13 protein-coding genes are annotated in these 14,703 nt (G+C 69.6%); 7 read left to right on the top strand and 6 right to left on the bottom strand.

Features of this window, described 5'->3' with window-relative positions; all coding sequences use genetic code 11:
- Nucleotides 1-38 precede the first annotated feature (38 nt).
- Both MOX01_RS04850 and MOX01_RS04855 read left to right on the top strand, forming a co-directional pair.
- On the top strand, nucleotides 39-1,283 hold the full coding sequence (locus MOX01_RS04850; RefSeq protein WP_141368619.1) for an ATP-binding protein: 1,245 nt from the start codon (nucleotides 39-41) through the stop codon (nucleotides 1,281-1,283).
- Nucleotides 1,276-1,935 carry a LuxR C-terminal-related transcriptional regulator gene (locus MOX01_RS04855; protein ID WP_061015694.1) on the top strand — a complete coding sequence of 220 codons (660 nt, stop codon included), beginning with the start codon at nucleotides 1,276-1,278 and terminating at the stop codon, nucleotides 1,933-1,935. The genes MOX01_RS04850 and MOX01_RS04855 overlap by 8 nt, the downstream gene beginning before the upstream one ends.
- A gap of 23 nt (nucleotides 1,936-1,958) precedes the next feature.
- Here the strand turns inward: MOX01_RS04855 and MOX01_RS04860 are convergent, their stop codons facing one another.
- The 4 genes from MOX01_RS04860 to MOX01_RS04875 all read right to left on the bottom strand — a co-directional run bounded on the left by MOX01_RS04860 (nucleotide 1,959) and on the right by MOX01_RS04875 (nucleotide 8,657).
- Nucleotides 1,959-2,366, bottom strand: a complete 408-nt coding sequence (locus MOX01_RS04860) for a DapH/DapD/GlmU-related protein (RefSeq protein WP_017829277.1) — start codon at nucleotides 2,364-2,366, stop codon at nucleotides 1,959-1,961.
- Nucleotides 2,367-2,446: 80 nt separating this feature from the next.
- Nucleotides 2,447-3,220 (bottom strand): DNA-formamidopyrimidine glycosylase family protein, encoded by a 774-nt coding sequence (locus MOX01_RS04865; RefSeq protein ID WP_061015692.1) that lies wholly within the window; start codon nucleotides 3,218-3,220, stop codon nucleotides 2,447-2,449.
- Complete coding sequence (locus tag MOX01_RS04870) at nucleotides 3,220-4,053, bottom strand: EI24 domain-containing protein (RefSeq protein ID WP_113681010.1); 834 nt, start codon at nucleotides 4,051-4,053, stop codon at nucleotides 3,220-3,222. Before MOX01_RS04870 ends, MOX01_RS04865 begins: the two co-directional genes overlap by 1 nt.
- A gap of 23 nt (nucleotides 4,054-4,076) precedes the next feature.
- On the bottom strand, nucleotides 4,077-8,657 hold the full coding sequence (locus MOX01_RS04875) for an ATP-dependent helicase (protein WP_141368621.1): 4,581 nt from the start codon (nucleotides 8,655-8,657) through the stop codon (nucleotides 4,077-4,079).
- Between the two features lie 70 nt (nucleotides 8,658-8,727).
- On the opposite strand from MOX01_RS04875, the gene MOX01_RS04880 reads away from it, so the two are divergent.
- On the top strand, nucleotides 8,728-9,135 hold the full coding sequence (locus tag MOX01_RS04880) for a DUF6157 family protein (protein WP_061015686.1): 408 nt from the start codon (nucleotides 8,728-8,730) through the stop codon (nucleotides 9,133-9,135).
- Nucleotides 9,136-9,157: 22 nt separating this feature from the next.
- Nucleotides 9,158-9,544 (top strand): hypothetical protein, encoded by a 387-nt coding sequence (locus MOX01_RS04885; RefSeq protein WP_061015685.1) that lies wholly within the window; start codon nucleotides 9,158-9,160, stop codon nucleotides 9,542-9,544.
- A 21-nt stretch (nucleotides 9,545-9,565) separates the two neighbouring features.
- On the opposite strand, the gene MOX01_RS04890 is transcribed toward MOX01_RS04885, so the two are convergent.
- Nucleotides 9,566-10,174, bottom strand: coding sequence for a hypothetical protein (locus MOX01_RS04890; RefSeq protein ID WP_141368623.1), 609 nt, complete (start codon nucleotides 10,172-10,174; stop codon nucleotides 9,566-9,568).
- A gap of 125 nt (nucleotides 10,175-10,299) precedes the next feature.
- On the opposite strand from MOX01_RS04890, the gene MOX01_RS04895 reads away from it, so the two are divergent.
- From MOX01_RS04895 to MOX01_RS04905, 3 genes are read left to right on the top strand one after another with little or no spacing between them, the layout of a single operon-like run.
- A complete protein-coding gene (locus MOX01_RS04895; protein WP_141368625.1) occupies nucleotides 10,300-11,061 on the top strand; it encodes a DUF998 domain-containing protein in 762 nt (253 codons plus the stop codon).
- Between the two features lie 33 nt (nucleotides 11,062-11,094).
- Complete coding sequence (locus tag MOX01_RS04900) at nucleotides 11,095-12,366, top strand: sensor histidine kinase (protein WP_141368627.1); 1,272 nt, start codon at nucleotides 11,095-11,097, stop codon at nucleotides 12,364-12,366.
- Nucleotides 12,363-13,028: a response regulator gene (locus tag MOX01_RS04905; RefSeq protein ID WP_127012618.1), complete on the top strand. Its 666-nt coding sequence runs from the start codon at nucleotides 12,363-12,365 to the stop codon at nucleotides 13,026-13,028. Before MOX01_RS04900 ends, MOX01_RS04905 begins: the two co-directional genes overlap by 4 nt.
- Before the next feature lie 48 nt (nucleotides 13,029-13,076).
- Here MOX01_RS04905 and MOX01_RS04910 read toward each other — a convergent pair whose 3' ends face one another.
- Nucleotides 13,077-14,696, bottom strand: a complete 1,620-nt coding sequence (locus tag MOX01_RS04910) for an ABC-F family ATP-binding cassette domain-containing protein (RefSeq protein ID WP_141368629.1) — start codon at nucleotides 14,694-14,696, stop codon at nucleotides 13,077-13,079.
- Nucleotides 14,697-14,703: the final 7 nt, after the last annotated feature.

Consider the following 14,703-nt stretch of genomic DNA (forward strand, 5'->3'; position numbering starts at 1 on the left):
AGCCCCCGGAGCATCGGCGCGGATGATTGGATGGCGACATGTCCTCTTCGGCGCACGCTCCCGCGCGACCTCCGCGCGTCGCCGCTCCACCGCGCCCGTCGCTGACCCGCGATCGCGACTGCCTGGTCGCCGGCGTCAGTGCCGGACTCGCACGCCACCTGGGCGCACAGCCGTGGATGGTGCGCGCTCTGTTCATCGCCCTCGCGCTGTGCGGCGGTGCAGGGGTGCTGCTCTACGCCTGGTGCTGGATGTTCACGCCGTGGGCGGAGGGTGAGGACGCACCGACCAGACGGATGCCCGTGGCGTGGCTGCTGCTGGCTCCCGCGGCCGTGGGGGTCCTCGTCGTGCTGGTGTGGCGTGGCGGCAGCGACTGGCTGACCGGGTCGATCCCTCCCGATGTCGCGGCGGTCGTCGTCGGCGGAACGGTGGTCTTCGCGACCGGCGCCGGGCTCTGGGCGACGCTGATCGACAGCACCGACACCGCACGGGGGCCACGGCACACGCTGAGCATCCGGATCCTCTCGATCGTCCTGCTGGCCCTGCTGTTCACGATCCTGCTGTCCTGGCCGGTGGCCCGGTCGGGCGTGGCGCTGGTGCTGCTCCCGCTGGTCGGGCTCGCGGCCGTGGTGTCCTCGTCGTTGATACCCCGATGGCGCGAGCTGTCCGGTGAGCGGGTGCGCCGCATCCGCGAGGAGCAGCGCAGCCAGATGGCCGCCCACCTGCACGACTCGGTGCTGCAGACACTGGCGCTGATCCAGAACAGGGCGGGAGCTTCCAGCGAAGCTGCGCGCCTCGCCAGGGCGCAGGAGCGGGAGCTGCGTGCCTGGTTGTACGACGGCGATGCTCCGGCCGACAGTGATCTTCCGACCGACCTGCGCGACTATGCCGGAGCGTTGGAGCTCGACTACCCGGTGCGCATCGACGTGGTCTCCGCCGGCCTGTCGACAGAGCGGGCGAGCGGAGAGCTCGCCGCCGCCGCCAGGGAGGCGATCCTGAACGCGGCCCGCCACGCAGGAGGCGAGATCTCGGTGTACATCGAGGGAAGCGTGTCAGGCGTCGATGTGTTCATCCGCGATCGGGGCCCGGGATTCCAGCTCGATGAGGTGCCCAGCGATCGGTTGGGCGTGCGCGAGTCGATCATCGGACGGATGCGCCGTGCGGGTGGCAGTGGAGGGGTTCGCAGCGACGAGAGCGGCACAGAGGTGCATCTGCGCATCATGACACCGTCCAACCAGGAGCGGCCGGTACCGCGTGCGACGGCTCGGGAGGAGCACCATGGCTGAGATCATCCGTGTCGTGATCGTCGACGATCACTCGATCTTCCGCTCCGGCCTGCGCGCAGACCTCGATGCGAGCGTCGATGTGGTGGGCGAAGCGGCAGACGTGCCGTCGGCGATCTCGGTGATCGGCGAGACGCGACCGGATGTCGTGCTCCTCGACGTGCATCTCCCGGGCGGCGACGGCGAGGACGCGGCCGGAGGTGAGGCGGTGATCCGCGGGTCGTCTCCGACCGATGCCCGCTTCCTCGCGTTGAGCGTGTCCGACGCCGCGGCCGACGTCGTGCGGGTGATCCGCGCCGGCGCGCGGGGTTACATCACGAAGGGCTCATCCGGCGTCGAGGTCAGCAGCGCGGTGCGGGCCGTGGCCGAGGGTGATGCGGTCTTCTCGCCGAGGCTTGCCGGCTTCGTGCTCGACGCCTTCGGGGCGGTCGCCGGTGAGACCGCGACAGCGACCGACGAACTCGACCGGCTCTCGGCACGCGAGCAGGAGGTCATGCGCCTGATCGCTCGGGGCTACGCGTACAAAGAGGTCGCGTCGGAGCTGTTCATCTCGATCAAGACGGTCGAGACGCATGTGTCGTCGGTGCTGCGCAAGCTTCAGCTCTCCTCACGACACGAACTCACGGCATGGGCCTCCGAGCGGCGGCTGTTGTGAGAGCACCGCTCGGGTGAGGTCGCTCAGGCCGCGAGCCACAGACCTTTCTGATCCGTCGCGATGGTGAGTCCGGCCGCGACCGTCTCGTCGTCGCCGATCCTGGCACCGCGGACGATGCGCGCTCCGGCACCGATGTCGGTGCGGACGCCCACGTAGGCGTGATCGCCGATCGCCGCGCCATGGCCGACGTGCGCGTGCGCGTCCACGAACGCGCCTTCGCCGATCACGGCGTCTTCGTCGATCCAGGCACCGCGGGCGATGGTCGCGCCGGCACCGACGCGCGCCCCCGGTTCGATATAGGCACCCGCCTCGATGTGTGCCTTCGGGTGCACCTTCGCGCCATGCGCGACGAGACCCCGGCCGTTCGCGTGCTTGCGATACCGCAGCGTCGCGCCCTGGTCGTTCTCGATGTCGACGTAGTTCTTGCCCACGATTCCTCCCGTGCTCCGGAGTTCTCCGGATATATCAACAACCACGACAGGGGCGGATTCATTCCCGCGGATGGATGTGGTCAGTGCTGACAGGAGGGGCACCAGAAGGTGATGCGTTCGCGGGTCGGATCGGCGCCCTGCTCGCCCCGCCGGATCAAGGTGCCGCAGCGTCGGCACGGACGTCCGGCGCGGCCGTACACCCAGGTGCCCTGGCCGGGCCGATCGACGCCGGTGAAGGTGCGGTGACGGCGGTCCCGGTTGGCGCGGATCGTGCGCACACCGAGGTCGAGGAGGGCGGCGACATCGACCTCCGGCGCCGGTCTGGTCGGCAGGATTCCTCGGAGGAACAGGAGTTCTGCGGCGTACTCGTTGCCGAATCCCGCGACGTTGCGCTGATCGAGGAGGGCGACGTGGATGCTGCGGGCGTCGGCCTCGAGACGTCGGACTGCCTCTGCCGCATCCCAGTCGTCGGCGAGCGGATCAGGTCCGAGGTAGCCGACGAGCTGATCCTCGTCACGGGTGGGGACGACCTCGATCTCGGCGATGTCGACGCCCACGGCTTCGCCCCGCGGCGTACCGACGACCGCACGCACCTTGAACGCCGGATGCCGCCACTTCTCGCCGGGGCGATAGGTGAACCACGCGCCGTCCATGCGCAGATGCGAATGCAGTGTGCTGTCGCCGATGCGCATGAGCAGATGCTTGCCGCGGGGGATCACGGCATGCACCGGCTGGCCGGTCAGGTCGAGCGTGGCGAATCGGGGCACGCGCAGGTCGAATCGGGTGACCTCCGCGCCGGCCAGAGCTTCGTCGAGTCGTCGTGCCGTGCGGAAGACGGTGTCGCCCTCGGGCATCAGGGGGCGCCGATGGGAGTGGGCGGCGGCGGGGTGCGCGGCGACGCGGTGGGCGGCGCGACGGGCGGTGTGGTGGGCAGCGTGGTGGGGGACGTGGCGAATCCGGCTCGCGCGAGCATGTCTCGCGCGAGCATCGTGCTTCCGGCCACGGCGGCCGGCATGATCGCGACGGCCCCGCCAGGGATCAGGAAGCAGAGCTGTGTCGCCACTCCGAAGCCGAGAACCCGCGCCCGGCTGCCCGAGAACAGGGCAGCGCGCTGGGCGGGGCTGAGATCGCGGGCATCGAAGGCTCGACCCGTGAGCTCTCGGGCCAGCAGTCGACCGGTCAGGACGACTCCGGCGATGGGGCCGAAGAACCCGCCGACGGCAGGGATCAGACCGATGAGGAGCACGACGATCGCGATCAGGATGCCGAGCAGAACCAGGCGGAGTCCCTCGCCGAGAGTGGTCCAGAAGCTGCCACCGTCGGCTGGGGGAGCGTCGCCGAGGTCGGCCTCTACCGCATGCCAGATGCGCTGGTAGAACGGATCGCCGATGGTCAGGGTGAGGGCGCTGAAGACCACGCTGGCCAGGGCGAGCGCGGCCGCGACGATCACGAAGCTCACCGCAGACCGCAGCAGGCCGCGCCACGGTTCGAGCCACCCCTCGGCGAACGGCGTCAGCCACGTGGAGACCGACGGCAGACCGATGATCAGCGGTACGAGCGCGGCAGCGAGCAGGAGCAATGCGATGATCGCGGGGACCAGTCCGAGCAGCATGAGTCCCGGCCGGGTGCGCCACAGCCCGAAGCCGCGCAGCAGTGTGCGGATACCGGTGGCGAACTCGCGGATCATGGCTTCCAGCGTAGGCGTAGTGCTCAGACGACCTTGCGGAGCGTGTATCCGCGAGGGGTCGCCACGAAGCCGGACTCCTGCAGTGCGAGGGCGAGTTCAGTGCCGTAGACGCCCTCGCCGTTGATCTTCTCGACGGTGAGCGTGTCGAGGCGACGGGCGCGCGCGGTGGCCGCGAGGTCGGAGGCCGCGGCGCGCAGCACCTCGGCGTCGTCGCTGAACGACAGCACGGTGCGTCCGCCGCGTTCGAGGGACAGCACCAGTGCACCGTCGACGAGCACGACCAGACCGCCCGCTTTGCGCCCTGGACGATGCGAGACCCCGTCGAGCTTGGGCCAGCCGAGGGCGGCGCCGTACGGGTTCGCCGGATCGGTCGACGCGAGGGTCACGGCCTTGCGCGGCGGCGGATCCGCGAGGCCCGCATAGGTGCGCAACCGGTCGACGGTGCCGGACGCGGCGAACTGCGCAGCTCCGAGCTTCTCGATCACGTAGCCCCGGCGGCAATGCCCCGCCTCTTCGAAGCCCGCGAGCACCCGATAGGCCTGGGCGAAGCCGCCGGGAACACCCTCAGCCTGCACGGCGCCGCGCGTGACGACGCCGTAGCGGTCGAGCAGGAGCCCTGCGGTGACGGTCGCCCGGCGGGCAGGATCGGTCTCGAGCGCCGGCAGCAGCGACCAGCGGCCGCCGATCGAGGGCGGGCGGGGTGCCGCGGTCCCGGTGAAGGACACCCCGCGGTAGGTGCGGGCGCGGGGCGCACGGCGTTTGACCTTGTGCGCCTGCGAGCCGCCGGTGAGGAGCGAGCGGATGGGGGCGAAGGTGTCGTTGGTGACGTAGCCCGCCCAGGTCAGAGACCACAGCGCTTCGAGCACCGACTGCTCGTTCTCGGCCGCCGCCATGTCTTTCAGCTGTCCGGCGAAGTAGGCACCCCCGACGTCGAGCGCGATGAGGATGCGCGACTCCAGGGAGTCGGACGCGATCTCGGTGTCGCGCTCCGGGAGGGTGAAGGGCGCGATGTCGGACGGATGCAGCGACACCCAGCCGTCCCGTCCCGGGAGGGTGCCGTGTCCGGACCAGATGACCTCGCCCGATGCCGTCAGTTCGTCGAGCATCGCCGGGGAGTAGTCGCGCACGCGGGAGGGCAGGATCAGCGACTCCCACGCACTCGCGGGGATCGGTACACCGGCGAACTGCTCGATCACGTTCAGCACGCCGTCGACGCCTTCGAGCGGACGACCGATGTGCTGCCAATCCGGGAGGAACCGTGCGTACGCCTCGGGAGAGACCGGCTCGACCGAACCGCGGATGGCCGCCAGCGAGCGCATCCGGAGCCGACGCAGCACCTCGGAGTCGCACCACTCGACCGCGTCGCCGCTGCCTGCCGCCTCGGGCAGGAAGTACCCGCTCGTGAGCCGTCCTGCCGTCTCGAGCCGCTGCAGCGTATGCCGCGCGACGGCGGCACCGAGCCCGAATCGGGAGGCGACGGCATCTGTCGTGAACGGCCCGTGCGTGCGGGCATGGCGAGCCACGAGGTCGCCGAGCGGATCTGCGACCGGTTCGAGGAACGCCACCGGGATTCCCGTGGGCAGCGCTGCGCCGAGCGCATCGCGCAGCCGACCGGCATCCTCGATCGCTGCCACCCTGGTCGCTCCGGCGATCGTGACGGGGATCGCCCGTCGCGCGGTGACGAGGTCGTCCAGCAGAGCGGCTGCCGAGGCACCTGCTGTCGATTCGGGGTCGATGCGCGCAGTGACCTCTTCGGCGTCGAGCGGGCCGAGCATCCGGAGCAGGTCCGCGACGCCCTCGAGGCCTCGTGCGCGGCGGTCGGGATCGAGACGCTGGGCCTCGCGTTCGAACTGCGCGATCACGTCGGGGTCGAGCAGTTCCCGCAGTTCGACCGTGCCCAGCAGCTCCCCGAGCAGAGCGGGGTCGACCGAGAGCGCGGCCGCCCTCCGTTCGGCGAGCGGAGAGTCTCCTTCGTACATGAACGCGCCCACGTAGCCGAACAGCAGGTCGCGGGCGTACGGCGACGGCTGGCCCGGCTCGGTCTCGACCAGGCGGATGCGTCGGTCGGCGATCGATGTCGCGAGCTTGCGCAGCGACGGCAGATCGTAGACATCCTGCAGCACCTCGCGCAGGGTCTCCAGGATCACCGGGAACGTCGGATGGCGCCTCGCGACCTCGAGCAGTTGGGCCGACCGCTGCCGCTGCTGCCACAGCGGTGTGCGCTTGTTCGGGTTCATGCGGGGCATGAGCAGCGCCCTGGCCGCGCATTCGCGGAAGCGGGAGGCGAACAGCGCGGAGCCGCCGACCTCCTGGGTGACCAGGAGTTCCAGCTCCTCGGGGTCGAACACGAACAGTTCGGCACCGGGCGGCTCCGCCTCGGCATCGGGAATGCGCACGATGATGCCGTCGTCGCTCGCGACCGCCGATCCTTCGACGCCGAGACGTTCGCGCACCCGGGCGTTGATCGCCAGGGCCCAGGGCGCGTGCACCTTCATCCCGTAGGGCGAGTGCAGGATCACCCGCCAATCGCCGACCTCGTCGCGGCCGCGCTCGACGGTGAGGGTGCGGTCGGTGGGGAGCGTGCCCGTCGCCTCGCGCTGTTCGGTCAGATGGGCCATGAGGTTCGTCCGTGCCTGCTCGTCGAGCCCCGCATCGATGAGCCGCTGTGCCGCCTTCTCGGGCGTCGCCGCCGAGACCTCGCGCGAGAAAGCCCCCAGCGCCTCGCCCAGTTCGAACGGCCGACCGATGCCGTCGCCGTGCCAGAACGGCACCTTGCCCGGCTGCCCGTAAGCGGGGATCACGTTCACGCGGTCGTGCGTGATCTCGGCGATCCGCCAGCTCGTCGTGCCGAGCGTGAACACATCGCCCACCCGCGACTCGTAGACCATCTCCTCGTCGAGCTCGCCGACCCTGGCGCCGGTCGTCTCGCCCGCGACGAACACGCCGAACAGGCCGCGGTCGGGGATCGTGCCGCCGCTGGTCACCGCGATGCGTTGTGCCCCCGGCCTTCCCGTCAGCGTGCCGGCGTCACGATCCCACACGAGGCGTGGCCGCAGTTCGGCGAACTCGTCCGAGGGGAAGCGGCCCGCCAGCAGATCGAGCGTCGCCTCGTAAGCCGAACGCGGAAGCGCCTGGAACGGCGCCGATCGGCGAACGGTCTCGAACCACTCCTCGACGCCGATGGCTCCCAGCGCGCTCGCCGCGACGGTCTGCTGGGCGAGGATGTCGAGCGGGTTGCGCGGCACCTGGATCGCCTCGATCTTGCCCGCCAGCATGCGCTCGGTCACGATCGCGGTGTGCAGCACGTCGCCGCGGTGCTTCGGGAAGAGGGCGGCCCGGCTGATCTCGCCCACCTGGTGCCCGGCGCGGCCGACCCGCTGCAGACCCGAGGCCGCAGACGGCGGAGCCTCGACCTGGATCACGAGGTCGACGGCACCCATGTCGATGCCGAGCTCGAGACTGCTCGTCGCCACGACGCAGCGCAGCACTCCCGACTTGAGCTCCTCTTCGACCTGTGCCCGTTGCTCTTTCGACACCGATCCGTGGTGCGCCTTCGCGAGCACGGGATCGGCCCCCGCGGTGGCTCCGGCCTGGGCCATCATCGCGGCGGGCACGGTCGTATCGGGGAGGGGTACGCCGATCCGCTCGGAGTAGATCTCGTTCAGTCGCCCGGTGAGGCGCTCGGCCAGCCGACGGGAATTGGCGAACACGATCGTCGAGTTGTTCTGCAGGATGCGGTCGACGATCGCTTCCTCGACGTGCGGCCATACCGAACCGGTGACCTCGGAGTATTCGGCTCCGTCGGCGTCTCCCGGAACTCCGGGCGGTGGAGGCGGATTCGTCATGTCGTCCATCGGGACGACCACACCGAGCTCGAAGGTCTTGGAGGCGGGAGGTGCCACGATCTCGACCGGGGCAGAGCCGCCGAGGAACCGGGCCACCTCGTCGATCGGCCGCACCGTGGCGGAGAGGCCGATGCGCTGAGCCGGTGTCTCGACGCCGTTCGCGCGGCGCAGGGCGTCGAGCCGTTCGAGGCTGACGGCGAGGTGCGCTCCGCGCTTGGTGGCGGCGACGGCATGCACCTCGTCGATGATCACGGTGTGCACGCCACGCAGCGTCTCGCCCGCGCGGCTCGTGAGCATGAGATACAGCGACTCGGGGGTCGTGATGAGGATGTCGGGCGGATCGGACACCAGCTTTCGCCGGTCGCTCGATGTCGTGTCGCCGGAGCGCACCCCGACGGTGACCGCAGGGGCCGTCACCCCGAGCCGTCTGGCCGACTGGCCGATGCCGATCAGCGGGGAGCGGAGATTGCGCTCGACGTCGACGCCGAGCGCCTTCAGGGGGGAGATGTAGAGGATGCGCGTTCGGGGCTCGCCCTTCGCCGACGGCGTGGTCTCGCCCATGCGCTCGCGGAACACGCTGTCGATCGCCCACAGGAACGCGGACAGCGTCTTGCCCGATCCGGTCGGGGCGACCACGAGGGCGTGCTTGCCGGCGGAGATCGCGTTCCAAGCACCCGCCTGCGCGGGAGTGGGCGCGGGGAACGCCCCCCGGAACCAGTGCTGCGTGGCGGGAGTGAAGCGGTCGAGCACGTCGCTCATCCCTCCATCATCGTCGAGGCCGCAGACATCGGGGCGTGACGATGTCGGCGGGAGGGAGGATGCTGGGGGAATGGCGCACACCACGAACTACGTCGACACGTTCATCGAGGTCGCCGACGACTGCCCGATCGCGCACGCGACCGAGCCGCCGGTCGCCGAGAAGCCCTCGATCGCGGCGATGCATTACCGTCTGATCGCCGAGCAGCCCTACGCGCGCACCTCCGACGACGTGATCTTCGAGACGTATGCGCTGCGCAACGGCATCGCCGTGGACGACACTGCCGCACGGGCGTCGTTCTTCTCGAAGGGACAGCCCTGCCTGCGCTCCTCGCCGCTGGGAAAGCGCTACGGATGGGGCGTCCACCACGACGCGGAGGGTCGGGTCGCTCTGGTTCCGCGGGACTCGGCGGAGTACACGGCGCTCGCCGCAGACCCCGCGCTCGCGCACACTCGGGCGATGCGGAGTCGGCGGGCGTGAGTTCGCGGAATGAGAAGGTGGGTTGCCCGCGCTGGTAGAGGAAGCGGAGACGGACATCAACGATGACGATTTCGGTTGGGTGATCATTACCCTGACCGTCTTCGCACCGTCGACGATCGACGAGTTGTCGGCGTTCGAATGGATCGGCGACGCGAAGGACGGCGGTCGATCGTACGACCTCGGGACGATCAGGGTAGACGAACCCGACGCAGACCGACGGCTGCATGCACTCGACAGTTCCGTCTCGACCTTGCTGGACCTGTTGTCAGATGTGCCGCGCGAGGTGCTGTTCGACGAGGCGTCGTTCGTCCGGCTGTTCATGACGTTCGGACGCGGTGCGCAGACACTCCGGCCCGCACTCATCCAGAAGATCGCCGCTGTCAACGCGACCGTCTGGATCGACACCTGACTTCGCGTGCGCTCCCTGTCATCAGGGGAAGAGCAGGACGCCGAATGTGAGCGCGGCGACGCTCAGCAGGCCGAAGACTGTGGCAGTGACCCGTGCCTTCTCGAGCGCGGATGCCATGGCCGTCACGCCGCAGGTCGCGGCGAGCACGAACAGAGCGACGGTGCTCAACACCAGTGCGTGATCCCGCGCGTTCGCGTCGCCCTGGATCGTGACGACGAATGTCCAGATCAGCGCGATCACGACCATGAGGCCGAAGGCCGTCCACGAGTATCCCGCGATGTCGCCGACGACGTTGCGTCGTGCCGCAGCCGTCGCCGCTTTCAGCTCCTGCTTCACTCTCGTCTCAATCTCGATCTCGATGTCGTCGGCAAGGCGGCTGAGTTCGCGCATCCGCCGATCGTCGGCGCCGATGCCACGGAGCATCGAGGCGTAGGCCCGGAGCTCGTCGTCGGTGGCGAGACTCTCGATCGCGAGGGCATACCGCCCGGCCTGGTCCTCGTGACCGTTGCGCCGATACCAGGCGACCAGAGCACGACGTGTCGAGTCATCGCGAGGTTCGACGGCAAGGCGGGACTTGAGATCTCCCAGCTCCTGCGGGCTGAGAGGGAAGTCCATGGGGTTTCGTGACACGGCCTCATTATCTCGGCGCGGCAGCCTGGACACTTCAGGGTGTCTCGTACTGAGGTACGACGACCCCTGACAGTGGGCACTTCGGGCCGACGCGACGGGGTGGCCTGCGCTTTTACCGTCGCCCTATGCCCGTCGAGAACACCCTTCCCCACCCCGCCGCCAGCGCTCTCCGTGTCATCGCCTCGATTGTCGGAAGCGTGCTCGTCGCCGCCGCTCTGAGCATCATCTGGGTCGCCCGTCTGAGCATCGACCGGGTCCTGTACGTGAGCGGCCTCGGAGCCGACGGAGAGCCGACGGCCGGATGGTTCGAGCTCGCCCTGCTGCTCCTCGTCGTGGGTGGTCTCTCGGTCGCGTGGGCGGCACGCGGACTGCGGTCGACGGTGCCCTGGCTGAGCATCTGGACGCCGTCCTTCTCGGTGGCGATGGCGTCCGCGCTGTTCCTGGTGGCCTCCCAGGTCACATGCACGACGGGATGCCCGCTTCCCGTCGGCCCGGCCTTCACCTGGCAGGACCTCGTGCACACGACCGTCGCCGTCCTCGCCTTCGCGCTGGCCGCGTTCGCGATGCTCCAGGTGTCGTTCGTCGAGGGGAGGCGCACGCTGCGGATCCTCTCCTTGGTGGCGGGTATCTCGACCGCGGTGATCGCGGCGGCCGGTGGCCTCCTCTCGCTGCTGCAGTTCCGCACCGATATCGGCAGCATCCTCGAGCTCGTCGCGACCACGATCGGCATGGGCTGGCTCGCGATCCTCGGGATGGACACCGCGTTCGCCCAGCGTGCAGGTGCGGCGCGCAGGCAGACGTGGGTCCGGGTCTCGAAGGAGAAGGCCGGCGCTCTGGTGGGGGAGCGTCGCACCGCGACCGCATCGCTCCTCGTCGTCTCTCGCTGACAGAGTCCACGATGCGGTGCGTAGAGTCGACCCATGCGAGAGCCAGCACCCGTCGCCGCCGGAGAGGCCAGAGCGATGGGTCTGCCTCGGCCTCCCGCTGCGCTGGGGCGGTTCTGGAAGACGCACCCCTGGCTCTTCGACGGACTCCTCGCCGCCGGCTACCTGGTCGTGAGTGCGTTCTGGTCCCTGGTCACTCCGCTGTCCTCCGGCGCATGGTCGCCCGCGTGGCCGTACATGATCCCGCTGTTCGTGAGCGTGGTGACCTCCGCCTCCCTGATGTTGCGCTCCCATCGACCCTGGCTCACGTACCTGGTGTTCGGGGCGGGTGCGGTCGTCGCGCTCGTCACCGACACCGTCGTCGAGACGTTCGGGGTCGGCCTCGCGGTCTACGCGCTGTTCGTCTACCGGTCGAATCGCAGCGGCTGGATCGCGTTCGGCATCACCGTGGTGGGAGGGGTCCTCGTCCTCCCTGCCCTGGACTGGCTGCGCGAACCCGATCCGGAACGTCTCTTCGTCTCGGTGCCCACGAGCGTGCTGTTCCTCGCCGTGATGCTGATCGCTGCCCTCCTCGGAGTCAACGTGGGTGACCGGCGGCGGTATATCGGAGCGATCCTCGATCGCGCCAATCAGCTCGCCCGTGAACGCGATCAGCAGGCACGGATCGCGACTCTGGCCGAGCGCGCCAGGATCACGCGCGAGATCCACGATGTCGTGGCGCACAGCGTGTCGGTGATGGTGTCGCTCGCAGACGGTGCGGATGCCCTGGCCGAGAAGGACCCGCAGCGGTCGAGGGACGCCGTGCAGGAGATCGGCGAGATCGGGCGGCAGTCGCTCGTCGAGATGCGGCAGCTGCTCGGTGCTCTGGGCGACGACACGGCGGAGAGCGAAGAAGACGGTTCGTTGCGGCCGAATCCTGGACTTGCCGAGCTCGTGCCTCTCGTCGAGACCTTCCGCACGGCGGGGCTCCCCGTGTCGGTGCGCACGGAGGGGAGTGCGCCTTCGTCGCCCGCTCTGCAGAACACGATCCACCGCATCGTGCAGGAGGCGCTCACGAACGCGCTGCGCTACGCGAAGGATCCGCGTGAGGTGCGGGTGCTGCTCGACTTCCGCGACGACGTCCTCGTGATCGAGGTCACCGACGACGGGCAGCAGGGACCGCCCGCCGCCTCGGTCGGGTCGGGTCGCGGGCTCGTCGGCGTGCGTGAGCGGGCGCGGCTGGCCGGCGGAACAGTGCAGACCGGACCTCTGCCCGACGGCGGATGGCGCGTGCGGGTGGAGATCCCCGAACAGGAGGACCAGCGATGACCGAGGAACCGACCCCGATCCGGGTGCTCATCGTCGACGATCACGAGTTGATCCGGCGAGGGATGAGGATGGTGCTCGACGCCGAAGACGACATGAAGGTCGTCGGCGAGGCAGCATCAGGAGCCGAGGCTGTGCACATGGCCGCGGATCTGCGCCCCGACGTGATCCTGATGGACATCCGGATGCCGGAGATGGACGGCATCGAGGCGACCAGGCGCATCGTCAGGGGCACTCCGTCGAGCAGGGTGCTGGTGCTCACGACCTTCGACCTCGACGAGTACGCGTTCGGGAGCCTTCGTGCGGGAGCGAGTGGTTTCCTGTTGAAGAACACTCCGCCCGCGCAGCTGACGGCGGCGATCAGGGCGATCGCCGCCGGTGATGCTCTGGTCTCGCCGCGTGTCACCCGGTCGATGCTCGATCTGTTCGCCACACGCCTGCCCCGACAGGCGGAGCGTGGGGATGCGCGCCTGGACGTGCTGACCGAGCGGGAGCGCGACGTGTTCCTCGCCATCGCCAAGGGGTACAACAACACCGAGATCGGCGAGAGCCTCTTCGTGTCCGAGTCGACCGTGAAGACCCATGTCGGCAGGGTGCTGCTGAAACTCGATCTGCGTGACCGCGTGCAGGCCGTCATCCTCGCCTACGAGATCGGTCTGGTCTGACGGGGGTGCGACGTCAGGGAGCTCTCTCCCCGACGTCGCACGTCCGCGTCAGGGCTCGAGCGTCACCTCCTGCAGTGCGCCTTCGCCGTCGATCTCGAGCGTCAGATCGAGGTCGAGGCGACGCAGGAATGCGTCGTCGTGGCTCACGACGAGCACGGCGCCTCGGTAGGCGCGGAGGGCTTCGACGAGCTGGTCGACCGTGTCGAGGTCGAGGTTGTTCGTCGGCTCGTCGAGCACCACGAGGTGCGGTGCGGGGTCGGCGAGCAGCAGCGTCGCCAGCGCGACGCGGAACCGCTCACCGCCGGAGAGGGACGCCACAGGGCGCTCGGCCGTGGCTCCTCGGATGAGGAACCGGGCGAGCCGGTTGCGCAGCTCCTTCTCCGGCACGTGGGGTGCTGCGGCGGCGATGCTCTCGAACACCGAGCGCTGCTCGTCGAGTCCGTCGACCCGCTGCGGCAGGTAGCCGATCAGGTCGGTGTGGGCCTCGGCGTGCAGCGGATGCTCATCCGGAGCCGAGCCGCCGGCGACCAACCGCTCCAGCAGCGTGGTCTTGCCCGCCCCGTTCCGGCCGATCAGTGCGACCCGCTCCGGACCCTGGATCACCCAGGCTCGTTCGTCATCGCCGACCGTCGCGATGCGGCGGCTGCGGGACACCTGCGGGTCGGGCAGTTCGATCTTCATCGATGCATCAGAGCGCACACGGCGCCCCGCTTCATCGAGGAGCGACCGCGCCGCATCCTCCTTCGCTCCGACCTCGGTGCGCAGTCGGCCCGCCGAGACCTCAGCGGCCATCTTGCGCCCGTGGGCCACGATCTTCGGGACGCGCTTCTCGATCTCCGCCTTCTTCGCGGTGCGTGCGCGGTGGGCGAGCTTCACCTCGGCTTCGATCCGCTGACGCTTCTCCTTGCGGAGCACCTGGGCGGCGGTGACCTCGGCTTGCTTCGCCGCATCCTGCTCGGCGTCCAGCCACGCCCGCCACTCGGAGTACGGGCCGCCGAACACGCTCAGCGTCTGGGCGTAGAGCTCGGCGGTGTCGTCCATCAGCTCGAGCAGAGACAGGTCGTGGCTCACGACGATGAGCGTGCCCTTCCAGGCGCGCACCATCGCCGCGAGCTTCGCTCTGGCGTCGCGGTCGAGGTTGTTGGTCGGCTCGTCGAGAACCGTGATGGGCGCGCGGCGCAGACGGATGCCGGCGATCGCGACGAGCACCGCCTCCCCTCCCGAGAGCTCGCCGACCGTGCGGTCGAGGAAGTCCGGGGCCAGTCCGGCCTCGGCCAGCGACGCCTCCGCGCGCGCTTCGATGTCCCAGTCGTCCCCGACCGCATCGAAGTGGGCCGGGTCGACGTCGCCCGTGCCGATCGCCCGCACGGCATCGAGGGCTTCGGACACCCCGAGGAGGTCGCTGACGCGGCGGTCGACATCGAGTGTCAGCTGCTGCGGAAGGTACGCGACCTCGCCGGATGCGGTGACGACGCCCGAGGTGGAGTCGAGCTCGCCGGCGATCAGTCGCAGCAGCGTGGACTTGCCGGCGCCGTTGCGTCCGACGAGCCCGGTGCGTCCCGAGCCGAAGGACCCGGAGATGCCGTCGAGCGCGATCGAGCCGTCGGGCCAGGTGAAGGTGAGCCGGTCGAGGACGACCGAGGCGTGAAGAGTTGTCGGGGTTGACATGAGTGTC

The organism is Microbacterium oxydans (assembly GCF_006540085.1).
Taxonomy (GTDB): Bacteria; Actinomycetota; Actinomycetes; order Actinomycetales; family Microbacteriaceae; genus Microbacterium; species Microbacterium oxydans.